This window comes from Ruegeria sp., assembly GCF_040830605.1.
GTDB lineage: Bacteria > Pseudomonadota > Alphaproteobacteria > Rhodobacterales > Rhodobacteraceae > Ruegeria.
The window spans coordinates 543,679-570,035 of record NZ_JBFOMD010000004.1 but is presented as its reverse complement, the minus strand read 5'-3'; the positions used below and the strand labels follow the sequence as shown (position 1 = coordinate 570,035).

26 protein-coding genes are annotated in these 26,357 nt (G+C 62.3%); 12 read left to right on the top strand and 14 right to left on the bottom strand.

All coding sequences use genetic code 11. The annotated features are described in order from the left end of the window. Window positions 1-19: 19 nt before the first annotated feature. Window positions 20-664 carry an endonuclease III gene (nth, locus tag AB3N21_RS09515; protein WP_367935003.1) on the top strand — a complete coding sequence of 215 codons (645 nt, stop codon included), beginning with the start codon at window positions 20-22 and terminating at the stop codon, window positions 662-664. After that, window positions 661-1,650: an adenosine kinase gene (locus AB3N21_RS09510; protein WP_367935002.1), complete on the top strand. Its 990-nt coding sequence runs from the start codon at window positions 661-663 to the stop codon at window positions 1,648-1,650. The genes nth and AB3N21_RS09510 overlap by 4 nt, the downstream gene beginning before the upstream one ends. Before the next feature lie 76 nt (window positions 1,651-1,726). On the opposite strand, the gene AB3N21_RS09505 is transcribed toward AB3N21_RS09510, so the two are convergent. After that, window positions 1,727-2,179: a GAF domain-containing protein gene (locus AB3N21_RS09505; protein ID WP_367935001.1), complete on the bottom strand. Its 453-nt coding sequence runs from the start codon at window positions 2,177-2,179 to the stop codon at window positions 1,727-1,729. A 96-nt stretch (window positions 2,180-2,275) separates the two neighbouring features. After that, entirely contained in the window at window positions 2,276-3,448 is a 1,173-nt protein-coding gene (locus tag AB3N21_RS09500) for an acetyl-CoA C-acyltransferase (RefSeq protein ID WP_367935000.1), read from the bottom strand. A gap of 99 nt (window positions 3,449-3,547) precedes the next feature. On the opposite strand from AB3N21_RS09500, the gene AB3N21_RS09495 reads away from it, so the two are divergent. The 3 genes from AB3N21_RS09495 (at window position 3,548) to AB3N21_RS09485 (ending at window position 6,140) form a co-directional block, all read left to right on the top strand. Next, complete coding sequence (locus AB3N21_RS09495; RefSeq protein WP_367934999.1) at window positions 3,548-3,886, top strand: STAS domain-containing protein; 339 nt, start codon at window positions 3,548-3,550, stop codon at window positions 3,884-3,886. A gap of 21 nt (window positions 3,887-3,907) precedes the next feature. After that, window positions 3,908-4,351, top strand: coding sequence for an ATP-binding protein (locus tag AB3N21_RS09490; protein ID WP_367934998.1), 444 nt, complete (start codon window positions 3,908-3,910; stop codon window positions 4,349-4,351). A 211-nt stretch (window positions 4,352-4,562) separates the two neighbouring features. Then, a complete protein-coding gene (locus AB3N21_RS09485; protein ID WP_367934997.1) occupies window positions 4,563-6,140 on the top strand; it encodes a gamma-glutamyltransferase family protein in 1,578 nt (525 codons plus the stop codon). A 13-nt stretch (window positions 6,141-6,153) separates the two neighbouring features. Here the strand turns inward: AB3N21_RS09485 and hspQ are convergent, their stop codons facing one another. Then, on the bottom strand, window positions 6,154-6,480 hold the full coding sequence (gene hspQ, locus AB3N21_RS09480) for a heat shock protein HspQ (protein ID WP_171177453.1): 327 nt from the start codon (window positions 6,478-6,480) through the stop codon (window positions 6,154-6,156). Between the two features lie 81 nt (window positions 6,481-6,561). On the opposite strand from hspQ, the gene AB3N21_RS09475 reads away from it, so the two are divergent. Further along, a complete protein-coding gene (locus tag AB3N21_RS09475; RefSeq protein WP_367934996.1) occupies window positions 6,562-7,443 on the top strand; it encodes an AEC family transporter in 882 nt (293 codons plus the stop codon). Window positions 7,444-7,504: 61 nt separating this feature from the next. After that, window positions 7,505-8,086: a lytic transglycosylase gene (locus tag AB3N21_RS09470; RefSeq protein WP_367934995.1), complete on the top strand. Its 582-nt coding sequence runs from the start codon at window positions 7,505-7,507 to the stop codon at window positions 8,084-8,086. A 124-nt stretch (window positions 8,087-8,210) separates the two neighbouring features. Here the strand turns inward: AB3N21_RS09470 and AB3N21_RS09465 are convergent, their stop codons facing one another. The 4 genes from AB3N21_RS09465 to AB3N21_RS09450 form a co-directional block, all read right to left on the bottom strand. Beyond that, window positions 8,211-8,801: an outer membrane lipoprotein carrier protein LolA gene (locus AB3N21_RS09465; protein WP_171177447.1), complete on the bottom strand. Its 591-nt coding sequence runs from the start codon at window positions 8,799-8,801 to the stop codon at window positions 8,211-8,213. Between the two features lie 41 nt (window positions 8,802-8,842). Further along, a complete protein-coding gene (locus tag AB3N21_RS09460; protein WP_367934994.1) occupies window positions 8,843-11,764 on the bottom strand; it encodes a DNA translocase FtsK 4TM domain-containing protein in 2,922 nt (973 codons plus the stop codon). A gap of 14 nt (window positions 11,765-11,778) precedes the next feature. Continuing rightward, window positions 11,779-12,960, bottom strand: coding sequence for an aminotransferase class I/II-fold pyridoxal phosphate-dependent enzyme (locus tag AB3N21_RS09455; RefSeq protein ID WP_367934993.1), 1,182 nt, complete (start codon window positions 12,958-12,960; stop codon window positions 11,779-11,781). A 108-nt stretch (window positions 12,961-13,068) separates the two neighbouring features. After that, a complete protein-coding gene (locus tag AB3N21_RS09450) occupies window positions 13,069-14,397 on the bottom strand; it encodes an amidase (protein ID WP_367934992.1) in 1,329 nt (442 codons plus the stop codon). 82 nt (window positions 14,398-14,479) lie between these two features. On the opposite strand from AB3N21_RS09450, the gene AB3N21_RS09445 reads away from it, so the two are divergent. Further along, window positions 14,480-15,706 (top strand): FAD-dependent monooxygenase, encoded by a 1,227-nt coding sequence (locus tag AB3N21_RS09445; RefSeq protein ID WP_367934991.1) that lies wholly within the window; start codon window positions 14,480-14,482, stop codon window positions 15,704-15,706. Between the two features lie 31 nt (window positions 15,707-15,737). Here AB3N21_RS09445 and AB3N21_RS09440 read toward each other — a convergent pair whose 3' ends face one another. From AB3N21_RS09440 to AB3N21_RS09420, 5 genes are all read right to left on the bottom strand, one after another. Then, entirely contained in the window at window positions 15,738-15,923 is a 186-nt protein-coding gene (locus AB3N21_RS09440) for a Trm112 family protein (RefSeq protein ID WP_367934990.1), read from the bottom strand. Next, window positions 15,920-16,561 carry an LON peptidase substrate-binding domain-containing protein gene (locus AB3N21_RS09435; RefSeq protein ID WP_367934989.1) on the bottom strand — a complete coding sequence of 214 codons (642 nt, stop codon included), beginning with the start codon at window positions 16,559-16,561 and terminating at the stop codon, window positions 15,920-15,922. The genes AB3N21_RS09440 and AB3N21_RS09435 overlap by 4 nt, the downstream gene beginning before the upstream one ends. A 27-nt stretch (window positions 16,562-16,588) precedes the next feature. Further along, complete coding sequence (trxA, locus tag AB3N21_RS09430; RefSeq protein WP_171177434.1) at window positions 16,589-17,506, bottom strand: thioredoxin; 918 nt, start codon at window positions 17,504-17,506, stop codon at window positions 16,589-16,591. Window positions 17,507-17,605: 99 nt separating this feature from the next. Then, window positions 17,606-18,394: an exodeoxyribonuclease III gene (locus AB3N21_RS09425; RefSeq protein WP_171177432.1), complete on the bottom strand. Its 789-nt coding sequence runs from the start codon at window positions 18,392-18,394 to the stop codon at window positions 17,606-17,608. Between the two features lie 209 nt (window positions 18,395-18,603). After that, window positions 18,604-19,290, bottom strand: a complete 687-nt coding sequence (locus AB3N21_RS09420; protein WP_171177430.1) for a response regulator transcription factor — start codon at window positions 19,288-19,290, stop codon at window positions 18,604-18,606. Window positions 19,291-19,453: 163 nt separating this feature from the next. Here AB3N21_RS09420 and ribA point away from each other — a divergent pair, with 163 nt between their 5' ends. Both ribA and AB3N21_RS09410 read left to right on the top strand, forming a co-directional pair. After that, entirely contained in the window at window positions 19,454-20,548 is a 1,095-nt protein-coding gene (gene ribA, locus AB3N21_RS09415) for a GTP cyclohydrolase II (protein ID WP_367934988.1), read from the top strand. After that, a complete protein-coding gene (locus AB3N21_RS09410) occupies window positions 20,545-21,045 on the top strand; it encodes a L,D-transpeptidase (protein ID WP_367934987.1) in 501 nt (166 codons plus the stop codon). Before ribA ends, AB3N21_RS09410 begins: the two co-directional genes overlap by 4 nt. Here the strand turns inward: AB3N21_RS09410 and AB3N21_RS09405 are convergent. Then, window positions 21,029-21,688 (bottom strand): YggS family pyridoxal phosphate-dependent enzyme, encoded by a 660-nt coding sequence (locus AB3N21_RS09405; RefSeq protein WP_367934986.1) that lies wholly within the window; start codon window positions 21,686-21,688, stop codon window positions 21,029-21,031. The two genes, AB3N21_RS09410 and AB3N21_RS09405, sit on opposite strands and share 17 nt — an antisense overlap. A gap of 102 nt (window positions 21,689-21,790) precedes the next feature. Beyond that, window positions 21,791-22,777 carry a porin gene (locus AB3N21_RS09400; RefSeq protein WP_367934985.1) on the bottom strand — a complete coding sequence of 329 codons (987 nt, stop codon included), beginning with the start codon at window positions 22,775-22,777 and terminating at the stop codon, window positions 21,791-21,793. A 277-nt stretch (window positions 22,778-23,054) separates the two neighbouring features. Here AB3N21_RS09400 and AB3N21_RS09395 point away from each other — a divergent pair, with 277 nt between their 5' ends. Next, window positions 23,055-23,534 carry a DUF3576 domain-containing protein gene (locus tag AB3N21_RS09395; RefSeq protein WP_367934984.1) on the top strand — a complete coding sequence of 160 codons (480 nt, stop codon included), beginning with the start codon at window positions 23,055-23,057 and terminating at the stop codon, window positions 23,532-23,534. 72 nt (window positions 23,535-23,606) lie between these two features. Beyond that, window positions 23,607-26,315, top strand: coding sequence for a leucine--tRNA ligase (gene leuS / locus AB3N21_RS09390; RefSeq protein WP_367934983.1), 2,709 nt, complete (start codon window positions 23,607-23,609; stop codon window positions 26,313-26,315). The last annotated feature ends 42 nt before the right edge of the window (window positions 26,316-26,357 follow it).

Here is a 26,357-nt window from a genome sequence, read left to right as displayed (position 1 = left end):
GCACGGCATTAAGGCCCGGATGGCAAAGCAACTCGATTATCATACGATCCGCGAGATTTTCACGCGGTTTCAGGCAGCCGAGCCCGAGCCGAAAGGCGAGCTTGAGCATGTCAACGTCTACACGCTGGTCGTTGCCGTGGCGCTGAGTGCGCAGGCGACGGATGCGGGCGTGAACAAGGCCACCCGGGCGCTGTTCAAGATTGCCGATACCCCACAGAAGATGCTCGATCTGGGCGAGGACAAGCTGATCGAGCATATCAAAACCATCGGGCTTTACCGCAACAAGGCCAAGAACGTGATGAAGCTGTCGCGTATTCTGGTCGAAGAGTACGGCGGTGAGGTGCCCAATTCGCGCGCGGCGCTGCAATCACTGCCCGGCGTGGGGCGCAAGACCGCCAATGTAGTTCTGAACATGTGGTGGCGGCACCCCGCGCAAGCGGTGGACACCCATATTTTTCGCGTCGGCAACCGCACCGGCATCTGCCCGGGCAAGGACGTGGATGCCGTCGAACGCGCCATCGAGGACAACATCCCGGCCGATTTCCAGCTTCACGCCCATCACTGGCTGATCCTGCATGGCCGTTATCACTGTAAAGCACGCAAGCCGATGTGCCGCACCTGCCTCATCCGCGACCTGTGCCAATTCGAGGACAAGAATCTATGAAAACCTACCAGCTCGTCGGCATTGGCAATGCCGTCGTGGACGTCATCTCGCAAAGCGACGACAGCTTTCTCGACCTCATGGGGATCGAGAAGGGGATCATGCAACTGATCGAGCGCGAGCGGGGCGAGGTGCTCTATGCCGCGATGGAAAGCCGGGTGCAGACCCCGGGTGGCTCAGTCGCCAACACTATCGCGGGTGCGGGCGCGCTGGGGCTGGATTCCGCATTTATCGGCAGGGTGCATGACGACGCGCTGGGGCGCTTCTATGCTGATGCGATGAACGAGGATGGCGTGGATTTCGTGAACCCGCCGGTGGCCGGTGGCGAGTTGCCCACATCCCGGTCGATGATCTTCGTCTCACCCGACGGCGAGCGGTCGATGAACACCTATCTGGGGATCTCGTCGGAACTGTCGTCCAAGGACGTGTCCAAAGACGTGGCGGGCAACAGCCAGATCATGTTCCTCGAGGGCTATCTGTTCGATAAGGACAAGGGCAAGACCGCTTTCATGGAAGCGGCGCGTGATTGCCACGAAGGCGGCGGCAAAACCGGGATCGCGATCTCGGACCCGTTCTGCGTCGAGCGGCACCGGGCGGATTTTCTTTCACTGATCGAGAACGATCTGGATTTTGTGATCGGCAACGAAGCCGAAATCCGATCGCTCTATGAAACCGACGATCTGGAAGAAGCATTGACCAAAACCTCGGCCATCTGCCCGCTGGTCATCTGCACCCGTTCAGGCGACGGTGTGACCGTGCTGAGCGAAAGGAAGCGGATTGACGTGCCGGTGGACAAGGTTGTGCCGGTGGACGCGACCGGCGCGGGGGATCAGTTCGCCGCGGGGTTCCTGTTCGGGATGGCCACGGGCCGCGATCTGGAGACCTGTGCCCGCATCGGCTGCGTCTGCGCCCGTGAGGTGATCAGCCATATAGGTCCACGGCCCGAGGCAAATATGCTGGAACTTCTGCGTACCGAAGGGCTGCTGTAACTGCACCGCTGAACCCCCCTGGACGGGGCCTGTCTGTCGGACGGGCTCTGTTGCAGGCCGACCCTGTAACGGCTCGCTATCCCGCGAAGGTCTGCGACAAAATCGCGGTCAGCGCCTGGGCGTCCGTCTGGCTGAACGCATCCGCCTGATCGCTGTCGATGTCGAATACCGCGATGATATCTCCGCTCGCGTTCCGAACGGGTAAGACGAGCTCGGACCGGGTGGACGAGGCGCAGGCGATATGGCCAGGGAAGGCATCGACATCCGGCACCAGTTGTATCTCGCCGGTGCGAGCGGCAGCGCCGCAGACGCCACGGTCGAACGGAATCACCAGACAACCATGGCCGCCCTGATAGGGCCCGATCTTGAGCAGGCCGGGTTCAGTGACGCGATAGAAGCCGGTCCAGTCGAACCGGTCGTCGGAATGGTGCACCTCGCAGGCAACCGTGGCCATCAGGGCGACCTCATCGGTTTCGCCCTCGGTGAGGGCTGCGATGGTCTTGGCGAGCGTGTCGTAGTCGGTGGTCATGTCAGTGCCTTTGGTCGAGGTCGGCTGAGGGGGCTGTCTGCCCCCTCTTGACCCAAGGGTCAATTCACCCCCGAGGATATTTTCGAACAGAAGAAGTCATGGGCATTCGATGGCGATGGCCGTGCCTTCGCCGCCACCGATGCAGATGGCGGCGACACCGCGTTTGAGGCCACGCTTTTCCAGCGCGTTGAGCAGGGTGACCATGATGCGGGCACCGGAGGCACCGATCGGGTGGCCCAGCGCGCAGGCGCCGCCGTTGACGTTGACCTTGTCGCGGGACAAGCCCATTTCGCGCATGAAAGCCATGGGAACGACGGCGAAGGCCTCGTTGACCTCCCACAGGTCCACGTCCTCCTTGCTCCAGCCGATGCGGTCGAGCAATTTCTGGGCTGCCGGAACCGGGGCCGTGGTGAAGAGGCCCGGGGCCTGCGCGTGACTGGCGTGCCCCTTGATGCGGGCGCGGACGGCGAGGCCCTGCGCCTCGGCAGCCTCGGCGGAGGCCAGAACCAGCGCGGCGGCGCCATCGGAGATGGACGAGGAGTTGGCCGCCGTCACCGTGCCATCCTTGCGGAAGGCCGGTTTCAGGGTGGGGATCTTGTCGGGGCGGGCGGATTTGGGTTGTTCGTCGGCCTCGTGAGAGAGGTCGCCCTTGCGGGTCTTGACGGTGACCGGGGTGATTTCGCCGTCAAACGCGCCGCTGTCCTGCGCGGCCAGCGCGTTGGAGAGGGATTGCAGCGCGTATTCATCCTGTTCCTCGCGGGTGAACTGGTAGGATTCGGCGCAATCCTCAGCGAAAGTGCCCATCAGGCGGCCCTTGTCATAGGCGTCTTCGAGCCCGTCGAGGAACATGTGGTCGATCACCTGGCCATGGCCGATCCGGGCGCCGCCGCGCATCTTGGGCAAGAGGTACGGGGCGTTCGTCATGCTCTCCATCCCGCCCGCGATCATGGTCTCGGCATGACCCAGGGCGATTTGGTCGAAGGCCATCATCGCCGCCTTCATGCCCGAGCCACACATCTTGTTGAGCGTGGTCGCGGGCACCTCTTCGCCCAGACCGGCGGCGAACCCGGCCTGCCGCGCGGGGGCCTGACCCTGACCGGCCGGGAGAACGCAACCCATCAGAACCTCGTCCACAGTGTCCGCCCCTGCCCCAGCAAGTGCGGCACGGATGGCGGCTCCGCCCAGTTCCGCAGCCCCAACGCCATCGAACATGCCCTGAAACCCGCCCATCGGGGTTCGGGCCGCACCGGCGATCACAACCTCGTTCATTCGCAAATCCTCCTGATCTCGGGGAGATGAATACCGAATGGTAAGAATTGCCGTCTAGCGTATTTCTACGGAACCCGTTCAATTTGGAGGACCCCGGATATGAGCCTGACCAGTACCGTGACCGGCGATGCGCAGGTCATCACGGTCAATGCCGACCGGATCGACGCCGCCATGGCCATTCAGTTCAAGGAAGATATGCGCAGCGAAACCGAAGGGGGGCTGGAACGGGTGATTCTGGATCTGTCGGGGGTCAGTTTCATCGATTCCAGCGGTCTGGGGGCGATTGTTGCGTCGATGAAGCAACTTGGCGGGGCGCGCAGACTGGATCTGGCCGGGCTGACGCCGGTGGTGGAGAAGGTGTTTCGCCTGACCCGCATGGACACGGTGTTCAACTTGTTCCCATCCCTTGATGACGCCCTGACCGAAGACGCCGGTTGAAGCGCTCGGGAGTTGAGCGGCTTGGATCAGAACGGATTTGAATTATCCTTCCCGGCGACCGAGGTCGAGGCAAGCGCGGGCATCGCGGCGCTCGCGGAGCAACTCAGCGAGCAGGGGCTGCCCGAAGCCCATGCCGGCGATGTGCGGATCGCCCTGGCTGAGGCAATCAACAATGTGGTTGAACATGCCTATATCGGTGTCGAAGCCGCGCAGGTTCAGGTGAATTGCGCCTTGCGGGCAAATTGGCTGGAGATTCGAATCTCTGACACGGGCCTGCCGTTACCGGATAGGCAACCGCCGGAGGGTATTCCCGCAAGCGTTGAGACCGAGTTGCAGGATTTGCCCGAGGGCGGGTTCGGCTGGTTTCTGATCCGCCGACTGGCCAGCGACATCCGGTACGAACGGCGCGAGGGCTTTAATCACCTGTTTCTGAGGTTTGATCTGCTGAGCTCGTCCAATGGTTAGAGGCGAGCCACAATAAGGCCCAAATCGCACCATTGTACCGCCGCAAACCAATTTCATACGTTTACTTGTAGCTCACCAAAGCTTCCCTCGGCGCCAAGCGTCACAGCCCCCACCCAGTGATCGGCGCCGAGGCTACCCTCCCCAGACATTGTTATTGGACATCCGCGGCTTAGGACCTAATCTCCGCTCGTTTGATTGGGAGAACTGGCACATGCGCGATTTTCACATGCCGGGCCGGTCCGAGGTTCTGGCAACCGAAGGGATGTGCGCGACGTCCCATCCGCTGGCGGCTCAGGCGGCGCTGGATATTCTCAAGGCCGGTGGCAACGCCATGGACGCGGCGATTGCCGGAGCGGTGCTGCTGGGGATTTGCGAGCCGCAGATGACTGGTATTGGCGGCGATTGCTTTGTGCTGTACAACCGCTCCGGCGGGACAGCGATGCGCGCTCTGAACGGCTCGGGCCGCGCCCCTGCGGCAGCAACGGCTCAGACATTGCGGGATGAGGGGTTTGCCAACGTGCCGCTGGGCATTGCCCATGCGGTAACGGCGCCTGGAGCGGTCGATGCTTTTTGCCATTTGTCCGAGACTGAAGGGCGACTGGGCCTCGACGCGCTACTGCAACCGGCCATTCACTATGCCGAAATCGGGGTACCCGTCGCTCCGCGTGTCGCTAGCGACTGGGCGCTCGGCGCGCCGACTCTGCAGGGGGCCGGGCGGGATCACTATCTGGTTAACGGTCACGTTCCAAATATCGGTCAGGTCTTTCGCGCCCCCAAACAGGCCGAGGTTCTGCGCCGGATTGCACAGCAGGGCCGCGATGCCTTCTATACCGGTGAAATTGCCGAGGACATGCTTGCCGCGCTCACGGCGCGGGGTGGGGTCCATACAGCCGAGGATTTTGCCGCCACGCGCTGCGCGGAGGCCGAACCAATCAGCGGCATCTACAAGGGCACCGAGTTGGTCGAGCATCCGCCCAACGGCCAGGGCGCCACAGCGATCCTGATGCTCAATATCCTGAGCCATTTCGACATCGCCGGGATGGACCCGCTGGGCTCTGAACGCGTTCACATCGAGGCCGAGGCTGCCAAGCTGGCCTATGACGCACGTAACCGGCTGATCGCCGATCCGGATCATACCACCCGGCTGGAACACATGCTGGCGCCGGAAACGGCGGAGCGGCTGGCGGTGTTTATCGACCCGGGCCGCGCCATGCCCACGGCCGCGCCGCTGACCGAGGCCGTGCATAAGGACACGGTCTATATCACCGTGGTCGACCGCGACCGAATGGCGGTGTCGCTGATCTATTCGATATTCCATAGTTTCGGCTCTGGCATCGCGTCCGAAAAATTCGGCATCCTGCTGCAGAACCGCGGCGCGGGGTTCACGCTGGAACCGGGACACCCGAACGAATTGGGCAGCGGAAAGCGGCCGATGCACACGATCATCCCGGGGATGTTGCGCGAAAATGGGCGCATCACGATGCCGTTCGGCGTGATGGGCGGGGCCTATCAGCCCAACGGACACGCGCGGTTCGTTTCGAATCTGAACGATTTCGGGATGGGCCTGCAAGCCACCATCGACGCCCCCCGCGCCTTTGCCGATGGCGGAGTGCTGAAACTTGAGCGCGGCTATTCCGACACTGTCCGCCAGCAGCTCTCGGATCTAGGTCACCGGATCGAGACACCGGACACCGCCATCGGTGGCGCGCAGGCGATCCGCATCCGCGAGGACGGCGTGCTTGAGGGCGCCAGCGATCCACGCAAGGACGGCTGTGCGCTCGGGTACTAGGCCGGTGTGCCGGTCAATTCAGGTTGAAATGCAAGGGGTAAGAGCCATCCTGGAACGGTCCAAACATGTCGGGGATGTCGGGATGGTCCACCGGCTCACCCGAGCTGTCGGCGATCAGGTTTTGTTCGGACACATAGGCCACGTAGTAGGTCTGATCGTTCTCGGCCAGCAGGTGATAAAACGGCTGTTCCTTGATGGGCCGGCTGTCCTCGGGAATCGCCTCATACCATTCTTCGGTGTTGGAAAACTCTGGATCCACGTCAAAAACCACCCCCCGGAAGGGATGTTTCTTATGACGGACCACCTGGCCCAGATGATACTTGGCTCGCGTCTTCAACATGATTTCAGCCCCCGCGGCTGTTACTAACCCCATGCTACAGCAAATGTCCAACAATTGATCTGAATTCTGGGGAAACAGTCTGTGAACCTCGCCCTTACAGTGCTTGAAATCGTGGCGCCTGTGTTCTTGCTTGCGGCCTTGGGCTTTGGCTGGGTCAAGCTGGGCTTTGAATACCGTATTCAGTTCGTGACCCGCATGGCGACGACTTTGGCGGTCCCTTGTCTGATCTTTGTGGCCCTCATGCAGACCGAGATCGCGGGCGGTGATCTGACCCGATTCTCACTGGCTGTGATCGGCGCGAATCTGGCGCTGACCGTGGTGTTCTGGGTCTTTGTCCGCACCACCGGCCTGAACCAGCGCACCTATCTGCCGCCCCTGATCTTTGGCAATACCGGCAATCTGGGCCTGCCGCTGTGCATCTTTGCCTTTGGGCAGGCTGGGCTGGGATACGCGGTGATCTTCCTGTCGGTCACCGCGCTCTGGTCGTTTTCCTACGGCATCTATCTGGTGGCCGGGCGCGGTTCACTGGGCAAGGTGGTGCGCGAGCCGATGGTTTGGGCCACCATTCTGGGCGCGTTGTTTCTGTGGCGTGGTTGGCAGACGCCGGTGTTTCTGACCAACACGCTGGAGCTGATTGGTCAGATGGCGGTGCCGATTATGCTGATCACTCTGGGTGTCGCCATAGCGCGGCTGACCACGGGCAAGCTGGGTCAGGCGATCTGGCTGTCGGCGATAAAGCTCGCCATTTGTTTCGGGTTGGGCTGGGGTATCGCCCTGGCCTCTGACCTGGACAAGGTGGCGTTTGGTGTTCTGGTGGTTCAGATGAGTGCGCCGGTCGCCGTCACCTCGTATCTGTTGGCCGAACGGTTCGGGGCGGATTCGGATGCCGTGGCCGGAATGGTCATGGTTTCGACATTGCTGGCAGTGGGCGCGTTGCCGCTGGTATTGGCGCTGGTGCTGTAGCGTTTGTGATTCCCTCAGTCCGCAAAATGCGCTAAACTTGCACAAAAAAGGCAAGAGGCACATGAGCAGATCTCTTTGCGCACTGTTTGCAGTGCTTGTTCTCGCGACCTGCAGTGGCGGGTCCAAGGCGCCGCCGCGTAATCTGGACAATGCGTGCAGCATTGCCCGGGAACGTCCGGATTATATCAAGGCGTTCCGGAGCACCGAGCGGAAATGGGGCGTGCCGGTGCATGTCCAGATGGCAACCATCTATCAGGAAAGCCGTTATCGCGCGAATGCCCGTACGCCGCATAAATACGTGCTGGGCGTGATCCCGATGGGCCGGCAGAGCAGTGCCTATGGGTTCAGTCAGGCGCTTGATGGCACGTGGGAACAATACCAGCGCGAGACCGGCAAGCGCCGGGCCAAGCGGGACCGTATCCGGGACGCTTCGGATTTCATGGGTTGGTACATGAACAAGAGCTACGAGCGGAACGGCATCCACCCCTCGGACACCCGCAACCAGTACCTAGCCTATCACGAGGGTCACACGGGTTATGCTAGGGGCACCTATAACAGCAAGTCGTGGCTGCTACGGGTAGCCAATGACGTGGACGCGCGTGCCAAACTCTATCAGCAACAACTGGCCAGCTGCCGTCTTTGATCGGCGGCTGACTCACCCGTCTTATAGCACTTCGCGAAATACTTTAGTCACCCAACGCTGCCTGAAATCGAAGATTTAGGGCGCGTTAGGTGATGCTGGGTGTGTCAAGTTTTCGCGAAGTGCCTTAGCGATCCGACGATGGTTTCCCGCTGGAAAACAGACTCGGATTGAGGCGTGCGCCTTTTTCAAGCTGCCCCAGGATCACCGTCGTCTTGGTGCCTGCGCTGTCATGGACCACCCATTTGCGCAACTCCACCGGATCGGCGGTGAACATCATCTCGATGCGGCCATATTCGGGGTTCTTGGGGTCCTGCGCCGTCACCACAGTCGCGGTGCCATCAAAATCGTGTCCCACCACCATGTTGGCTTGGCGCAAATTCACATTTCTTGCCAGGACAATGGACAGCGGCGTACGCTTCAGCGGATATTGCTCGGGCGGTTGGTTCGATTTCGGGTCGTGGATGATCACGGTCCCGGCGCGCGCCGTAACCACGCCGCGATCCGGCGGGTCGTATTCGAACCGCATCCGACCGGGCCGCTGCATCCACAACTTGCCGGTGCTCAGCGATCCGTCATCATTGACCTGAGTAAAGGTGGTCTGAACGGTACTCAGCCCGTTCAGATAGTTCGAAATCTCGGACAGGGGCAGCTTGTCGGCGGCCCAGGCGGCGGGCGCCGCCAGTGTCAGGGCGAGAGCAAGGGCAAACTTTTTCATGTGACCTCAGATAAGCACTTTGCCCCGGATTTGAAGCACTCTTACTGCTCGGGGACAAGGATCTCGCGCTTGCCCACGTGGTTGGCCGGCGAAACTACGCCTTCCTCCTCCATCTGCTCGACCAGCCGCGCGGCCTTGTTATAGCCGATGGCCAGTTTCCGCTGGATATAAGAGGTCGAGCACTTGCGGTCCTTGATCACAATCGCGACAGCGGTGTCATAAAGCGCATCCTCGCCATCGGTGTTGCCGCCAGTGTTCAGCCCCAGCACCGCGTCGATATTGTCGGCCTTTTCTTCATCCGGGCCTTCAACGACACCTCCGATATAGTCCGGTGGGCCAAAGGCCTTGAGGTGGTTCACGACCTCTTCGACCTCTTCATCCGACACGAAAGGCCCGTGGCAGCGGGTGATCTTGGCGCCGCCCGCCATATAGAGCATGTCGCCCTGCCCCAGCAGTTGTTCGGCACCCATTTCGCCAAGGATGGTGCGGCTGTCGACCTTCGACGTCACTTGGAACGAGATTCGGGTGGGGAAGTTGGCCTTGATCGTGCCGGTGATGACGTCCACCGAGGGGCGTTGCGTCGCCATGATCAGATGGATGCCCGAGGCCCGCGCCATCTGCGCCAGACGCTGGATGCAGGCTTCGATTTCCTTGCCCGCCACCATCATCAGGTCGGCCATCTCGTCGACGATGACAACGATATAGGGCATCGCCCTGGGCTCGAATTCCTCGGTCTCGAAAACCGGTTCGCCGGTTTCATCGTCAAAACCGGTCTGGACCGTGCGCGAGAACATCTCGCCCTTGGAGAGCGCATCCTTCACCCGACCGTTGTAGCCTGCAATGTTGCGCACGCCCATCTTGGACATCTTGCGATAGCGATCCTCCATCTCACCCACGACCCATTTCAGGGCCACGACGGCCTTTTTGGGGTCGGTGACAACGGGGCTGAGCAGATGCGGGATGCCGTCATAGACGCTGAGTTCCAACATCTTGGGATCGATCATGATCAGGCGGCACTCTTCCGGCGTCAGCTTGTAGAGCAGCGACAGGATCATCGTGTTGATCGCCACCGACTTACCCGAACCGGTCGTACCCGCAATCAGCAGGTGGGGCATCTTGGCGAGGTTGGCCACGACGGAATCGCCGCCGATATCCTTGCCCAGCGCCAGCGGCAGGGCGTGATTGCCATCGCCGAAATCGCGGCTGGCAAGGATTTCGCGCAGCACCACCATCTCGCGATTGTCATTGGGCAGTTCGATGCCGATGACCGAGCGGCCCGGCACGGTCGAAACGCGCGCGGACAGGGCCGACATTGAGCGCGCGATGTCGTCGGCCAAGCCGATGACGCGGGAGGCCTTGAGGCCCGGCGCCGGTTCCAGCTCGTACATAGTGACGACGGGGCCGGGGCGAACGCTGACAATCTCACCCTTTACGCCGTAGTCGTCCAGCACGTTCTCCAGCATCCGCGCGTTTTCTTCCAGCGCCTCGTCGCTGAGGTGGTGGCGTTGGATGTTTGACGGGTTGGACAGCAGGCTGAGCGGTGGCAGCTCAAAGTCGGCTGCGTTGTCTTCGAAGGACAGGGCGGGCTGCGCCTCGGCCTGCGCCCGGCGCGAGGGTTGCGGCGCGCGTCGCACGGGCTGCGCCACCACCGGCTTGCGCGGTTCGGCCACGGGGATCGACGCGGCGGGCACCGGGCGGGTCACCGGTGCAGGTTCACCTTCGAAGACCGCCTTGGGGTCGGGATCATAATCCTGATCGAAATCTGCATCGGGCTGCGCTTCATATTCCGCTGGTTCAGGCTGCATCCATGTGGGCACCTCACCGGCTGTCACCGGGGGTTCCGGCGGCAGGCCCGCGGCGGTCAGAGGCGGCTCGGGCGGCAGGTCGGCACTCTGCGTGCTCAACACCAGCGGATCGGGCCCCCGGCCCCGGCCCTTGGTCAGCGGTCGGTTCGGATCGGGCTCGGGCGCCTCGACGCCAGCGGCCACCTTGCGCGAGCGCACGGCGGCGGAAATCTTGGAGCGGATGCGATCCTCGCCCGGCATCTCGTCGACATCGCCCAGCGGCTCAGGTTCGATCAGCTCGGGTTCCGGCATCGGCTCGGGGCGGCGGATCAACGCGGGCATGCGGGACAGCAGGCCGCCTTTGGGCTCAGGCTCGGGCATATCGAACTCGGGCGCTTCGATCAGCGGGTCGGCATAGGCGAACTCATCCCCCATCGCGGCCTCGGCCCCCATGGCGCGTTCGGCGGCCCGGCGCTCGGCCCATTGCGCGCGGCGTTGGCGGGCGGCTTGCGCGGTGGCCGAGGCGCTACGTCCCAGCATGGTCATCAGCGCGTCATAGGTCACCACCAGCCCCAGCAGGAAGGCGCGGAAGCCACGTTTGACATCCACCATGGTGAAGCCCAGCACGAAGGCGCCCAGCGCCAGCATCCCCAAGGCCATCATCAGCGACATCAGTTTGACCATGAAATGCGACGAGATCGGCAGCAGCGTCAGCAGCGCGCCCATCACGGTGTCACCGAAGAGGCCACCCAAACCAAAGCTGTGCGTCGCGCGCCATTCGGCGCCAGGAACCAGCGTGGCAGCATAGATCGACACCACGGCGATCCAGATCGGCGCAAAGATCAGCCGCGCCACCGCGCGCTCCTCACCCGCATGGACGGCAAAACGCAGGCCCCAGCCGACCAGCACCAGCGCGATGCCCCAGCTGCCCCAGCCTACGATCATGAACAAGGGCGCGGCGATCGAGGCACCGATCCGGCCCATCCAGTTCTGCACCGGCGCATCGGTCGAGACCATCCAGTTCGGATCGTCCGGCGTATAGGACCCGATCATCCCCGCGGCGGCCAGGCCCAGCAGGATCAGCGCGATGCCGATCAGTTCCTTGCCCCGCTTTTCGATGGCCGCCTGTGTCGTGCTGTCCAGCAGGGGATCGCGGTTGCGCGCGTTATAAGATGCCATGCTACCCTCGTACCTTACCTATAGATGCAGTCGCGCAGCGTGATCAGCCCGCGCCGCAACTCTGTTTTTGGGGCCACCATAGCGGCCCGGATGTATCCTTTGCCCGGGTTCTGTCCCGGTTCGCCTTGGGCAAGATAGGCGCCGGGCAATACCCGGACCCCCGTTTCCTGCCAGAGTTTCAATGCGGTCGCCTCGCCGTCATCGACCGGCAGCCAGAGGAAAAAGCCAGCCTCGGGCGGCATATAGCCCTGAACGCCCGCAAAAACCTCATCGGCGATGGCGTATTTCTCCTGATAGAGGGCGCGGTTTTCCCGAACATGCGCCTCATCGGCCCAGACCGTGGCCGCCGCCGCCTGCAGGGGCGCGGGCAGGGGCGCACCGGAATAGGCGCGCAGCTGTTTGACCCGCTTGATCGTCTCGGGCCCGCCCGCGATCAAGCCGGAGCGCAGGCCTGCCAGATTCGAGCGTTTCGACAATGAATTGAACAGCGTGATCCGCTCGGGGTCTGCACCCAGTTCCTGCGCCACGGTCAGCACGCCGGTCGGAGCGTCGTTGCGGTAGATCTCGGAATAGCATTCATCGGCGAAAATGCGGAAATCGTACTGCTCGGCCAGCCGGATCAGCTCGGCCCAGTAATCGCGCGAAGCAACGGCGCCCTGCGGGTTGGCGGGTGAGCAGATATAGGCCACGGCGGTGCGGTTCAGCACATCCTCAGGCAGCCCGGCGTAGTCCGGCAGGTGGCCGGTGGCGGCGGTAGCCGGTACGAAATGCGGCTCGGCCCCAACGGAAAGCGAGGCCACCATGTAGACCTGATAAAACGGGTTGGGACACAGAACGATGGGTTTCTGCCCGTTCTTCTGCTCAGGACACAGCGCCATGGCGGCGTTGTACAGCCCCTCGCGCGTGCCGTTCAGCGCCATCACGCTGGTCCCTGGGTCCAGCGTCACGCCATAGCGGCGTTCGATCCAGTCGGTGATGGCGCCGCGTAGTTCGTCCGAGCCATCGTTGTTCGGATAACCCTGAAACCCGGCGGAGTTTTCGACGATCACATCCGTGACCCAGCCGGGAAACGCATGTTTCGGCTCGCCAATGGTCATATGCACGACCTCGCCGCCCGGCTCGTAATGGTCGAGCAAGGCGCGCAGGCGCGGAAATGCATATGCCGGTAGGTTCGAAAACCGCTCGGGGAAATTCATCACAACTGCCTCAATTACGGGATCATTACCGCCCCGTTTGAGGTCAAGTTACAGCCCGCACCCCGCTTCGTCCAGACAAAGCGGTGTCGAAACAGGGGATTGTGGCATTCAGGTCAGCGCCGCCTCGACCGCCGCCCCGACGCGCAACAGCATTTCTTCGGTGTCGGGCGGGCTGAGTAGCATCAGGCCGCAGGACGGGGTTCCGGTGGGCAAGGTCAGCGCCGCCAACCCCATCAGGTTGCCGATCCGCGTATTGCGCAGGGCGAGCAGGTTTTCGGAGACGAAATAGTCGTGATCTTTCAGCAGACGCTCCAGATTCGGCGGCGTGATCGGCGCGGTCGGGGCCAGCACCGCATCGAATCCGGCGGTGGCGGCATCCCAGGCTGCGCGGCAGCTTTCCAGTTTGGCCCAAGCCGCCACATATTCTGGACCCGAGTAATTGCGTCCGGCCCGGAACCGTTCCAGGATTTCCGAGAACATCGCCTCGGGGTTGGCCTCGATCACGTCGCGCCACAACCCGTAGGCCTCGGTGGTGTAGAGCGCGCCACTAAGCTCCATCGCATCCGCAAGCTCGGGCACCTCCAGCGGCACAATCTCGGCGCCTGCGTCAGCCAGCCGCTGCAGCGCGCTTTCATAGGCCGCGCCGGGGGCGTCGCGCAGATCGTCCAGCGCCACGGTTTGCAGGGCGGCAAAGCGGCGGCCCCTGAGCGAGGCGCCGCGCAGGTCGGCAGGCGTTCCACCTTCGAGCAGCGCCAGCATCTGTGCCGCGTCCTCGACCGAGCGTGCCAGTGGCCCCACCGTATCGAACTTCAGACAAAGCGGTACGACACCTTCTAGGCTGATGCGGCCGGATGTGGTTTTCAGCCCTACCAGATCGTTCCACGCCGACGGGATACGCACCGATCCGCCGGTATCAGACCCGATCCCGCAGGCCGCGAGGTTCCACGCAACCGACGCCGCCGCACCGGAAGACGACCCACCGGGCACCGCCGCCTCATCATGCACGCAGGGCGGCGTGTCGGTGATCGGGTTCAGGCCCAGCCCGGAAAAGGCCAGCTCGCTCATATGCGTCTTACCCAGGCAAACCGTGCCCATCGCGGTGGCGTTGCGCAACACCACGGCATCGGCATCGGGCACCCGCCCCTTGAGCAGCGCCGAGCCCGCCTCGGTTCCCACCCCGGCGGTGTCGAACAGGTCTTTCCAGCTGATCGGCACGCCATCCAGAAGCGACCGACGCAGGTCCAGTCTGGCGCGCTCCTGCGCCGCTTTCGCCTCGGCCCGGGCGCGGTCGTGCGTGACGCGGGCATAGATGCGGTCGCGATGGGGGTGGGCGTCGATGGCGTCCAGGTAGCACTCGGTCAGCTCCACGGCGTCGATCTCGCCCGCGCCGATCCCCCGGCCCAGATCGCTTGCCGTCATCGTCAGCCAGTCCTGCATCGCACCCTCCCTCGCGTTTCCCGCGACGGTAGCGACAGGACTGCACATGGACAATCCCGAAGGGGCGCGCATATTGCACGACATGGACAACACATCCGATATCCTGATCGTGGGCGGCGGGCTGAACGGCCCCGCCTTGGCCCTGGCACTGGCGCAAACCGGGCATTCGGTGACGGTGATCGACTCGCTGGCCGAGACCGTGCGTAAGAACGCCGCCTTTGACGGGCGGGCCTATGCGCTGGCACTAGCCTCGCAACGGCTGCTGGCGGCCATCGGGGTCTGGGACCGGGTGGCTGAGCATGCCCAGCCGATGCTTGAGATCAAGGTCACCGACGGCCATGCGGGCACGGGCCCCTCGCCGTTCTTCATGCATTTCGACCACGCCGAGATCGAGGAAGGCCCGATGGGATACATGGTCGAGGACCGCCACCTGCGCCGCGCCTTTCTGGACGCGATGACCGAGGAGAAACGGATCACCCAGATCAGCGGCAAGACCGTGATCTCGCAAGAGGCCGACGCCATCGGCGTGAGTGTGACGCTGGACGACGGTTCGGAGCTGCGCGGAGGGCTGTTGGCCGGGTGTGACGGACGGCGTAGCGGCACCGCCCAGCGCGCCGGGGTCAAGAGAACCGGCTGGGATTACGGCCAGACCGCGTTGGTCTGCGCCATCGAGCACGATCTGCCGCATCACGGGGTGGCGCATCAGTTCTTCATGCCGCCGGGGCCGTTGGCGATCCTGCCGCTGACCGTAAACCGCAGTTCCATTGTGTGGAGCGAGCGCACCGAAATGGCGCAGCGCATCAACGCCATGTCCGAGGCCGATTACCTGCAGGTCCTGCGCCCTCGTTTTGGCGATTTCCTGGGCGAGATCCGGCTGCAGGGCGACCGGTTCACCTATCCGCTGAACCTGACCATCGCGAATTCCTTCATCGGTGAACGGATGGCGCTGGTGGGGGATGCGGCCCACGGGATGCACCCCATCGCCGGGCAGGGCCTGAACGCCGGTCTGCGGGACGTAGGTGCGCTGGCCGAGGTGCTGACGCTGGCCAGGCGGCGGGGTGAGGATATCGGCGCTACCTTGGTTCTGGAGCGCTATCAGGAGTGGCGCCGGTTCGACACCGCAACGTTGGCGATGGCGACGGATGTGTTCAACAGACTGTTTTCGAACGACAATCCAATCCTTCGGATAGGGCGCGACATTGGCATGGGCATCGTCGGGTCGCTACCCGGCCTGCGCCGAGGTTTCGTGCGCGAGGCCGCCGGGCTGACCGGAGACCTGCCGAAACTGCTGCAAGGGCGCGATATCTGAGCCGCTCATCCGCCCTTCCGGGCATGTTCGCTCAGTCCAGCGTGCGCGCCTCATCCACCAGCATCACCGGGATACCGTTACGGATGGGAAAAGCGAGGCCCGCCCCCCGGGACACCAACTCCTGCCGCTCGGCGTCATATTCCAGAGTGGCGTGGGTTTGCGGGCAGACCAACGCTTCGAGCATGCGGCGGTCGAAATCGGGTTGGGCTTCGGTCATTGCAGGGTTTCCTCGTTTGAGCCGCCTCGCAGGGCGAACTCGATCAACGTAACCAGCGTCTCGCGCCGGGTGGCGAGGCACGGTGCCTCAAGTAGGGCTTGTTTGTCCTCGGCGTCGAAATCCAGCAGCATCGACAGCGAGTTGACCAGCAATTCATCATCGGCGTCCTTCAGCGTCTCCCAATCGGTCGAGAGTTGTTTAGCGCTGAAGAACCGCTCGAGCAGGCGCAGGAACCGCATCCGGTCAAACTCCTGATCCGCCTCAGGACGCCCCAGATCGCGCTCGAACCCGTTCCAGCACACTTCGCAGCGCCGGTAGGGGGTGAACCCCTCCACCTCGGACCGGACCCGGAACCGGGAAATACCGCTGAGCGTAATCAGATAGCGCCCATCCTCGGTTTCGGAAAACTGGGTAACGCGCCCGGCGCAGCCGATCATGTGCAGCTTGTCGTCGCTGCTCTGACATGGATTGGGCTGCACCATTCCGATCAGCCGCTGCGGCGTTTTCAGCGCGTCGTCCAGCATCTGCAGGTAGCGCGGTTCGAAGATGTGCAGCGGGAGGCGCGACCGGGGCAGCAACAGCGCCCCGGGCAACGGGAAGACCGAGATCGTATCCGGCAGATCGGCGGGGTGCATCATGTACCCGAGTGTAGCCCTGATCCGGATTTAGGCAAATATCATCGAGCTGAGCTTGCGCCGGCCGTTCAGCACCACCGGATCGTTCGGCTTGAGCGCGTCGAAGATGGTGAAAAGCTGCGTCTTGGCGGCCGCGTCGTTCCACTCGCGGTCACGGCGGAACAGCTCCAGCAGCTGCGCGACGGCCTCTTCGACATCGCCATTGGCGTGCAGGGCCTGCGCCAGATCGAACCGGGCCTGATGGTCGTCCGGGTTGGCCTCGACCGCAGCGGTCAGATCGGCCACAGGGCCGGCATCGGCGGCCTGGCGGGCCAACTCAAGCTGCGCATGGGCCGCTTCCAGTTCGGGCGAGGCCGAAATCTCGGCCGGGGCGCCGTTCAGAACCGCTTCGGCCTGATCCAGATCGCCTGTGGCGATGTGGGCGCGCACCAGACCGCCATAGGCGGCGGCGTGCTTTGGATCTTCGCCCAGAATGGCGGCAAAGGTCTGGGCCGCATCGACCGCAGCGCCCTGCTCCAGCATCTCTTCGGCGGCGGCCACGGCATCGGCCAACTGGTCCCCGGGCGCCTCTCCACCGCCTGCAGCGATCGCGCGGTCGACAAAGGCCTTGATCTCGGATCCGGACACCGCACCCTGGAACCCATCGACCGGTTGGCCCTTGTAGAAGGCATAAACCGTCGGGATCGACTGCACTCGCATCTGGCCCGCGATCATCTGATTTTCGTCAACATTGACCTTGACCATCTTCACCGCGCCCTTGGCGGCGGTCACGGCCTCTTCCAGCTGCGGGCCAAGCGTCTTGCAGGGGCCGCACCACGGCGCCCAGAAATCCACGATCACCGGAACCTGCTGGCTGGCCTCGATCACGTCAGTCATGAACGTGGCCTCGGTCGTGTCCTTAATCAGGTCGGGGGCTGAGGCGCCATCTGCGCCGCTTAGAATTTCCATGGCTCATATTCTCCGGTTCGGACTTGGCCTCTATATGCAGCGGCTGAGCTGGGAAACCAAGAGAGGAGTTGATGCTTATTTCGGCTCGTGTGCCTGACCTTACAGATCGAAGGTCGCAAAAACCGGCGCGTGATCGCTAGGTTTCTCCCACCCGCGCGCATCACGCAAGATGCGGCTGGAATGGCCGGAATTCGCGATATCGGGCGTGGCCCAGACATGATCAAGCCGCCGACCCTTGTCCGCCGCATCCCAGTCGCGCGCACGGTAGGACCACCAGCTATAGAGCTGCCCCTCGGGAATGTCCCGCCTCGTGATGTCGATCCAGCCGCCCGCGTCCTGTGTCTCGGCCAGATGCTCGACCTCGATAGGCGTGTGCGAGACGACCTTGAGCAACTGCTTGTGCGACCAGACGTCATCCTCACGCGGGGCAATGTTGAGGTCACCCACCAGGATGGATTTCTCGGGCGTCTCGGCCCGGAACCAGTCGCGCATATCGGTAAGGTAGTCGAGCTTTTGCCCGAATTTCTTGTTCACCTGGCGATCCGGTACATCGCCGCCGGCAGGGACATAGAAGTTATGGATGATCACGCCGTTTTCGAGCCGCCCCGCCACGTGACGGGCATGACCCAGACCGGCGAAATCCTTGTCACCAATATCCTCGATCGGCAGGCGCGACAGGATGGCGACGCCGTTATACCCCTTTTGCCCGCGCGCGATCAGGTGGGAGTATCCCAGCTCGGCAAACGCCTCGGTCGGGATCTTTTCGACCGGCGATTTGCACTCCTGCAGGCAGAGCACATCCGGCGCCTCTTCCTGCAACAGCTTTAGCACGATGGGTTCGCGCAGGCGGACCGAGTTGATGTTCCAGGTGGCGAGGGTAATGGGCATGGCGCGTCTTCCACTGTCGGATTTTCGCGCAGCCTAACGTGAGGGCGCCCGGGATGCCATGGGGCAGGTGCCACAAAAAAGAGGCCGGGCACGAGGCCCGGCCAGTCCAACAGGGAGGTACATGTCATAACCCGGACATGCGCGGGATGGTTGAACTCTAAATATGTGACCAAAGTATCACTTTGATCCAAATCAATCTACCTTTGCATTTAAGAAACCAGCCGATACCCGCCGGATTCCGTCACCAGAAGGCGTGCGTTCGAGGGATCGGGCTCGATTTTCTGGCGCAAACGGTAGATATGGGTTTCCAATGTGTGCGTGGTGACGCCCGCATTGTAGCCCCACACCTCATGCAGCAGCACATCCCGCGCCACAACACCGTCGGTTGAGCGGTAAAGGAACTTGAGGATGTTCGTCTCTTTCTCGGTCAGCCGGATTTTGCGGTCCTCTTCGGTGATCAGCATCTTCATCGCCGGTTTGAACGTGTAGGGCCCCAGCACGAAAACCGCGTCCTCGGATTGCTCATGCTGGCGCAGCTGGGCACGAATACGGGCCAGCAGGACCGGGAACTTGAACGGCTTGGACACATAATCGTTGGCGCCGGCGTCGAGGCCCAGAATGGTGTCGGCATCGCTGTCATGACCGGTCAGCATCAGGATCGGGCTCTTGACCCCCTGCTTACGCATCAGACGACAAAGCTCACGGCCATCGGTATCGGGCAGACCCACGTCCAGGATGACCAGATCGTAAATCGCCTCTTTCGCCCGCTCCATCGCACCCTGACCATCAGCGGCTTCGAACACATCGAAATCCTCGGTCATCACCAATTGCTCGCTGAGCGCCTCGCGCAAATCCTCGTCGTCATCCACCAGCAGGATCTTCTTGAGCTGAGCCATATCCTGGTCCTCCTTTGCCATTTCGCAACACTTGAGCGTGGACTGCTCCATCGGCAAGATATGCTGCAATTCTCTCACGCCCTCGTGTCTGTAGTCCGGGATTTGTTTCACATTTCTTTCAGGAACGACTAGGTAAGGCGCTGAACGTTACAGGATAACAGGCATGAGTCTCATTCCCGACATCACCGAACTCTTGGCGCGAGCGCGGGCCGATCTGCGGATGGGGGTGCCCGTGGTGCTGACCGATGACACCGGGTTCAGCGTGCTGTCGCTGTCGGCCGAGGCGCTCAGTGCGCAGCGGCTGGCGGATCTGCGGGCACTGGGAGGTGAGCCGGTGATTGCGATCACCGTGCGACGGGCCGAAACGCTCAAGGCGCGGGCCTATGACGGCGATCTGGCGCGGGTGCTGATCCCGGCGGATGCGGACCTGAGCTGGGTGCAGGCGGTGGCCGACCCGTCCGACGATTTGAATGCGCCGATGAAGGGCCCGCTGATGACCGAGCGGCAGGGCAGCGCCAACCTGCACCGGATCGCCATCGCACTGACTAAATCCGCGCGACTGTTGCCCGCAGCCGTGGTTCTGCCCATCGAGGACGGGAGCGGCTTTGCCGCAGCACACGGCCTGACCTGCATCGACCACGCCCGCGCCGCGCCGCATCTGACCGAACGCAGCCCGCTGCGCGAGGTGGTGGCCGCACGCCTGCCGATGGAAGTGTCCGAGGCCGGGCGCCTGCATGTCTTCCGCCCCGACGATGGCGGCGAAGAGCATTACGCGGTCGAGATTGGCCGCCCCGACCGGGACAAGCCGGTTCTGGCCCGGCTGCATTCGGCCTGTTTCACCGGCGACCTGATGGGCAGTCTGAAATGCGATTGCGGCCCTCAATTGCGCGGTGCCTTGGCACAGATGGGGACCGAGGGGGCGGGTGTGCTGCTGTACCTCAATCAAGAGGGGCGCGGGATCGGCCTGGCCAACAAGATGCGCGCATATTTCCTGCAGGATCAGGGGTTCGACACGGTCGAGGCCAATCACCGGCTGGGGTTTGAGGATGACGAGCGCGATTTCCGCCTGGGCTCGGACATCCTGAAATCGCTGGGGTTCCGCTCGGTGCGCTTGTTGACCAACAACCCGGCCAAGATCGCGATGATGGAGCGCACTGGTATCGCCGTAACTGAGCGCGTGCCGCTCAAAGTCGGCGAAACCGCGCATAACCGCGGCTATCTGGCCACCAAGGCAGCCAAGTCGGGCCATCTGCTGTGAACCCATACGATTTGGTGCTGACCCGGCAGGGTGTACGGTTTCGCGGGCGGCGGTTTCCCTGCACTATCGGCAAGGGCGGGCTGAGCACGGACAAACGCGAAGGCGATGGGGCCACGCCGACCGGCATTCATCGAATCGTGGGGATGCTCTATCGCCCGGACCGGATCACCGCGCCCGCGTCACGGGCGCGGCCCATCGGGCCTGGCGATCTTTGGTCGGACGATGTGCGCGACGCGGGGTACAACCATCTGGTCCGCGCGCCTTATGGGCACAGCCACGAACCGTTGCGCCGTGCCGATCCGCTCTATGATCTGGTTCTGATCACTGACTGGAACTGGCCCGATGCGGTACCCGGGCGCGGCTCGGCGATCTTTTTACACCAATGGCGCCGTCCCGGCTATCCGACCGAGGGTTGCGTTGCCTTCCGCCGCGACCACCTACGCTGGATCGCCGGACGCATCGCGCCCGGCACCCGGTTGATTATCCCTGAGGTCTGACCCGCTCACCAAAAATGGCCGAGCCCACCCGCACATGGGTCGCGCCCAGCGCAATGGCGGATTCGAAATCGCTGCTCATGCCCATAGACAGGCCTTTTAGCCCGTTACGCTCGGCAATCTTGGCCAGAAGAGCGAAATGCAGCGCGGGTTCTTCGTCAACCGGCGGGATGCACATCAACCCTTGGATCGGCAGATCGAACGCGCGGCATTCGGCAATGAACCCGTCCGCGTTAGCGGGCATGACCCCGGCCTTCTGCTCCTCCTCGCCGGTATTCACCTGAACGAACAGGTCCGGGCATTTGCCCAGCTCCTGCGCCAGCCGCGCCAGTGTCTTGGCGAGTTTGGGGCGGTCGACCGAGTGGATCGCGTGACACAGCTCCATCGCCTGCCGCGCTTTGTTTGTCTGCAGGGGACCGATCAGATGCAAGTCGATCCCGTCGAACCGCTCCATGAAACCGGGCCATTTGCCTGCAGCCTCCTGCACCCGGTTCTCACCGAAGCAGCGATGGCCCTGTTCCAGCACCGCTTCAACCCGCTCGTCAGGCTGAACCTTGGACACGGCAATCAGCTTGACCGATCCTTCCGATCGGTTTGCCGCCTGTTCGGCCTTGGCAATGCGTGCGGTGATGTCTTGCAGCGGCATGGGGCTCCTCAAGTCTGCTTTGTTGGCAGAGAAACACCATGTGGCGGCAAAAGAAAAGGGCAGGCCCGAAGACCTGCCCAAAACCTTGCGGTTTACGTCGACTTAGAAGTCGAAGCGTGCACCGAAGTCGGCACGGAGGTAGTCATCACCTGCAGTACCCGGATCGATGCTGCCGATACCACCACGCAGCGAGGTGCCGCCGCCCAGATCGTGGATGAAGCCAAGACCAACATGCCGTTCGTCAGCATCGCCCGAGCCGTCGCCATAGGCGAAGGTCACCGTGGTTGCGGCGCCAACTTCATAGGCAGCCGACACACCATAGAAGGTGTCCGAACGACCAGCGTCTTCGGTTGTGCCGGTTGCGTCAGTCACGGTTTCGTCACCAACGAACAGAGTACCCGAGAAGGGACCCCAATCGCCGCCCAGAGTCAGAACCAGCAGTTCCTCGTTGGCATCGTTTTCACCGTACGCGATGGCCGCGGTGATGTTGTTGAACGAGTAGGTCGCGCTCAGGTCCCAACGGTCACCACGGTTGTCTGCGTCGATCGGAGCGCTGTTCTCATCATACGATGCAGCAAAACCGAAATCGCCAACCGCGTAGTTGAAGAACACACCGTTGCTGCCCGCACCACCCGACGAATAGGCCAGGAAGTCGTAGTCAACAGCCGAGTACTGACCGATGAAGTTTTCCAGGCCCGGCTCGTTGCCATAGTAGTTGGCCAAGTTGTCGAATGCGCCAGCAACGTTGCCGACGTCGACACGCAGACCGCCATATGCAACGGTGAAACGTGCACCGTTCAGACCGGCTGCGTTTGCTTCGCCGGTGTCGGCATCTTCGTCAGCCTGCAGACGAACACGGCCCGAGAACTCAACGCCGCCATCGGATTCGGCAACGGCATCGATGTTCAGACGGAAGCGGTGCACCAGAATGGTGTCCGAAACGTCCGGATTGCCAGTGAGAGCGTCGCGGTCTTCCACGTAGCCAAGACCAAAACGGCCATAACCGCTCATGCGGATGTTTGCGATGTCTGCGGATGCAACGGTTGCGGTTGCCATCAGCGCAGTAGTCGCGAAGAGAACTTTTTTCATCTTGTTTCCCTCGGTTCTTAAGATTCTACTCGACACATGCCTCGTCGCATATGTCTCAGCACGCACACCGTGTCGCTCTTTTTGGGTGGTTTGCGCAAGCTTGCCTTAAATTGATCCCGCCCATTCGCCCGAAATTGGTGCAAGGATGCCACAGTCCTGAGCAGCCCCGGATCGGGCAGCCAAGAATACATCCATAAAGAATAGGGTTGTTGCGGCCCAAGGGCTTGTCTAGGAGTAATGCCTGACAAGTTGATCCAAGTAACAGGACCTGCCCGATATGCGCCGGCTGACGATTCTGGGTTTTATTGTGCTGATAACCGCCGTAGCCGCTTGCGGGAATCGGAGGAGCGGCCCGCCCGCCTTTAATGAAAACGTGATCGGCGGGAATCCGGACGACACCTTTGACGAAGATCGCTCGACCATCTGGGATATCTTTGACCGCTCCAATGCCGAGCAAACGACTCAGGTTAACCGCTATCTGTGGGCGGCTGCCTTGGATGTTCTGAGCTTTCTTCCTGTGCAGTCCGTCGATCCGTTCACCGGCGTCATTGTCACCGGATACGGCACCCCTCCGGGTGGCGGACGGTCCTATCGCGCAACCGTGCATATAAAGGATCCCGCGCTTGAGGCGCGTGCATTGAATGTTGCCCTGCAGTCGAGCGGTGGCCGAGCGGTCAGCCCGGCAACAACCCGCGCAGTCGAGGACGCGATCCTGTCGCGGGCACGTCAGCTACGCATCGCTGACGGCAGACTCTAGAATCCGGACGAGATACGCTCTATCACCACGCCGGGTTCACACCCGGCGTTTTCATTCACGAAGGACCGCACGATGTCGCGCTACTCCGCCACCGAAATCGAAGCAAAATGGCAAGAGGCCTGGGACAAGGCCGGGATCTTCACTGCGACCCGGCATGGCGACAAGCCCAAGTATTACGTGCTTGAGATGTTCCCCTACCCTTCGGGCCGCATCCATATGGGGCATGTGCGCAACTACACGATGGGCGACGTGATCGCGCGGCACAAACTGGCGACGGGGCACAACGTGCTGCACCCGATGGGATGGGACGCCTTCGGGATGCCTGCGGAAAACGCAGCCATGGCCATCGGGGGTCATCCGAAGGAATGGACCTATGGCAACATCGCCGACATGCGCGGGCAGATGAAACCGCTGGGCCTGTCCATCGACTGGTCCCGCGAATTCGCCACCTGCGACCCGGAATATTACGGCCAGCAGCAGGCATTGTTCCTGGATATGCTCGACGCGGGCCTTGTCTATCGCAAGAACGCCGTGGTGAACTGGGACCCGGTGGACATGACTGTTCTGGCCAATGAGCAGGTCGAAAACGGGCGTGGCTGGCGCTCGGGCGCGCTGGTTGAGCGGCGCGAGCTGACGCAGTGGTTCTTCAAGATTTCTTCGATGTCCGAAGAACTGCTCTCGGCGCTGGATACGCTTGAGAACTGGCCCGCCAAGGTGCGGCTGATGCAGGAGAACTGGATCGGCAAGTCGCGCGGCCTGCAATTCTCGTTCGAGCGCACCGACGGCGCCGAGCCGATCACTGTCTACACCACCCGTCCCGACACGCTGCTGGGCGCGTCTTTTGTCGGCATCTCGCCGGATCACCCGATTGCCAAACAGCTTGAAGCTGAAAACCCCGAAATCGCTGAATTCGTTGCGGAATGCCGCAAAGGCGGCACCACGGAAGAGGCTATCGAAACCGCTGAAAAGCTGGGCTATGACACCGGCATCCGGGTAAAACACCCGCTGGACCCAAATTGGGAGCTGCCGGTCTGGATTGCCAATTTCATCCTGATGGATTACGGCACCGGCGCGATCTTTGCCTGCCCGGCGCATGACCAGCGCGACCTGGATTTCTGCCGCAAATACGACCTTCCGGTGGTTGATACCTTCTTTGCTCTGGATGACGACACGCCGGTGGACAAGATCGCCTTTGTCCCGCCCAAGACCGAAAAGGTGCGCTGGGTGAATCACTTCGCCGGGCTGACCGAGGCGACCGGAGACGAAGCGATCGACACTACCGTGGATTTCGCCGAAAAGGCGGGTTGGGGCGAAGGCGTCACCAAATACCGCCTGCGCGACTGGGGTCTGTCCCGTCAGCGCTACTGGGGCTGCCCGATTCCGGTGGTGCATTGTGACAGCTGCGGTGTGGTGCCCGAGAAGAAAGAGAACCTGCCCATCCGCCTGCCCGATGACGTGTCGTTCGACAAACCGGGCAACCCGCTGGACCGTCACCCGACCTGGCGCGCCTGCGCATGCCCGTCCTGCGGAGCTGCGGCCAAGCGCGAGACCGACACGATGGACACTTTCGTCGATTCATCGTGGTATTTCGCCCGTTTCACCGCGCCCCATGCCGAAACGCCAACCGATCTGGCCGAGGCCGAATACTGGATGAATGTCGACCAGTATATCGGCGGCATCGAGCATGCGATTCTGCACCTGCTCTATTCCCGCTTCTTCGCCCGCGCGATGCAGATCACCGGCCACCTGCCAAAAAAAGCCATCGAGCCCTTCGATGCGCTGTTCACGCAGGGCATGGTGACCCATGCTATTTATGAGTTTGTCGAAGGTTTGGATGCACCGGGGGTTCAAGGTTCGGGACCCGAGGCCGACGAAGAATTGGCCGAAGTGATGAAAACCAATCCAACCCGCGCAAAATACCTTTACCCTGAAGAGGTTATTGAGTTCGTTGAGATGACCGGCGAAAAACGCGCAGTTCTGCGATCCGCCGCAGAGAAGCTGGGGATCAATGCAACTGATTCAGTTGCCCTGAACAACCTTTGGCTTGATGAGGACGCTAGGGGGCAGATGGTGAAAATCATCCCGTCTGCGAAAATGTCCAAATCAAAAAACAACGTCGTCGATCCGGTCAACATCATCTCAGCCTTCGGCGCCGACACCGCGCGCTGGTTCGTGCTGTCTGATTCTCCGCCCGAGCGGGATGTAGAATGGACCGCCGCCGGTGCCGAGGCCGCACACAAGCACCTGAGCCGTGTCTATCGCGTCGCGTCCGAGATCTCCGCATCGGACAACCCCGCCAATGACGAGGATGAGGCACTGCTGCGTGAGATGCACAAGACCATCCATGACGTGACGGTCGGCGTGGAATCCTTCGGCTTCAACGCCTCGATCGCCAAGCTTTACGCCTTCACCAACACGCTGGCCAAATCCAAGGCGGGCACCACGGCCAAACGTCAAGCGGCCAGGAAGTTGGCACAGCTCATGTCGCCCATGACCCCGCATCTGTCCGAGGAACTCTGGCAATTGCTGGGTGGCGAAGGCCTGATCGCCACCGCGCCCTGGCCCGTGGCCGATGCGGCGATGCTGGTCGATGACACAGTTACCCTGCCGATCCAGATCAACGGCAAACGGCGTGCGGAAATCAGCGTCGCCAAGGACATGGACAAGGCAGAGGTTGAAAAAGTCGCGCTCAGCACCGAAGCTGTGCAGAAGGCGCTGGATGGCGCCACGCCGAAGAAGGTTATCGTTGTCCCGGGCCGGATCGTGAATGTTGTTGTCTGAAGCATGCCGCGCAAAAGTGGGAACCGGTTTTGCGCTATTAGG

What these genes read in the sequence shown, in the direction of transcription:
- nth (WP_367935003.1), top strand. Translation starts at nt 20, where the DNA reads ATGGCAAAGCAACTCGATTATCATACGATCCGCGAGATTTTCACGCGG.
- AB3N21_RS09510 (WP_367935002.1), top strand. Translation starts at nt 661, where the DNA reads ATGAAAACCTACCAGCTCGTCGGCATTGGCAATGCCGTCGTGGACGTC.
- AB3N21_RS09505 (WP_367935001.1), bottom strand. Translation starts at nt 2,179, where the DNA reads ATGACCACCGACTACGACACGCTCGCCAAGACCATCGCAGCCCTCACC.
- AB3N21_RS09500 (WP_367935000.1), bottom strand. Translation starts at nt 3,448, where the DNA reads ATGAACGAGGTTGTGATCGCCGGTGCGGCCCGAACCCCGATGGGCGGG.
- AB3N21_RS09495 (WP_367934999.1), top strand. Translation starts at nt 3,548, where the DNA reads ATGAGCCTGACCAGTACCGTGACCGGCGATGCGCAGGTCATCACGGTC.
- AB3N21_RS09485 (WP_367934997.1), top strand. Translation starts at nt 4,563, where the DNA reads ATGCGCGATTTTCACATGCCGGGCCGGTCCGAGGTTCTGGCAACCGAA.
- hspQ (WP_171177453.1), bottom strand. Translation starts at nt 6,480, where the DNA reads ATGTTGAAGACGCGAGCCAAGTATCATCTGGGCCAGGTGGTCCGTCAT.
- AB3N21_RS09470 (WP_367934995.1), top strand. Translation starts at nt 7,505, where the DNA reads ATGAGCAGATCTCTTTGCGCACTGTTTGCAGTGCTTGTTCTCGCGACC.
- AB3N21_RS09465 (WP_171177447.1), bottom strand. Translation starts at nt 8,801, where the DNA reads ATGAAAAAGTTTGCCCTTGCTCTCGCCCTGACACTGGCGGCGCCCGCC.
- AB3N21_RS09460 (WP_367934994.1), bottom strand. Translation starts at nt 11,764, where the DNA reads ATGGCATCTTATAACGCGCGCAACCGCGATCCCCTGCTGGACAGCACG.
- AB3N21_RS09455 (WP_367934993.1), bottom strand. Translation starts at nt 12,960, where the DNA reads ATGAATTTCCCCGAGCGGTTTTCGAACCTACCGGCATATGCATTTCCG.
- AB3N21_RS09450 (WP_367934992.1), bottom strand. Translation starts at nt 14,397, where the DNA reads ATGCAGGACTGGCTGACGATGACGGCAAGCGATCTGGGCCGGGGGATC.
- AB3N21_RS09445 (WP_367934991.1), top strand. Translation starts at nt 14,480, where the DNA reads ATGGACAACACATCCGATATCCTGATCGTGGGCGGCGGGCTGAACGGC.
- AB3N21_RS09440 (WP_367934990.1), bottom strand. Translation starts at nt 15,923, where the DNA reads ATGACCGAAGCCCAACCCGATTTCGACCGCCGCATGCTCGAAGCGTTG.
- AB3N21_RS09435 (WP_367934989.1), bottom strand. Translation starts at nt 16,561, where the DNA reads ATGATGCACCCCGCCGATCTGCCGGATACGATCTCGGTCTTCCCGTTG.
- trxA (WP_171177434.1), bottom strand. Translation starts at nt 17,506, where the DNA reads ATGGAAATTCTAAGCGGCGCAGATGGCGCCTCAGCCCCCGACCTGATT.
- AB3N21_RS09425 (WP_171177432.1), bottom strand. Translation starts at nt 18,394, where the DNA reads ATGCCCATTACCCTCGCCACCTGGAACATCAACTCGGTCCGCCTGCGC.
- AB3N21_RS09420 (WP_171177430.1), bottom strand. Translation starts at nt 19,290, where the DNA reads ATGGCTCAGCTCAAGAAGATCCTGCTGGTGGATGACGACGAGGATTTG.
- ribA (WP_367934988.1), top strand. Translation starts at nt 19,454, where the DNA reads ATGAGTCTCATTCCCGACATCACCGAACTCTTGGCGCGAGCGCGGGCC.
- AB3N21_RS09405 (WP_367934986.1), bottom strand. Translation starts at nt 21,688, where the DNA reads ATGCCGCTGCAAGACATCACCGCACGCATTGCCAAGGCCGAACAGGCG.
- AB3N21_RS09400 (WP_367934985.1), bottom strand. Translation starts at nt 22,777, where the DNA reads ATGAAAAAAGTTCTCTTCGCGACTACTGCGCTGATGGCAACCGCAACC.
- AB3N21_RS09395 (WP_367934984.1), top strand. Translation starts at nt 23,055, where the DNA reads ATGCGCCGGCTGACGATTCTGGGTTTTATTGTGCTGATAACCGCCGTA.
- leuS (WP_367934983.1), top strand. Translation starts at nt 23,607, where the DNA reads ATGTCGCGCTACTCCGCCACCGAAATCGAAGCAAAATGGCAAGAGGCC.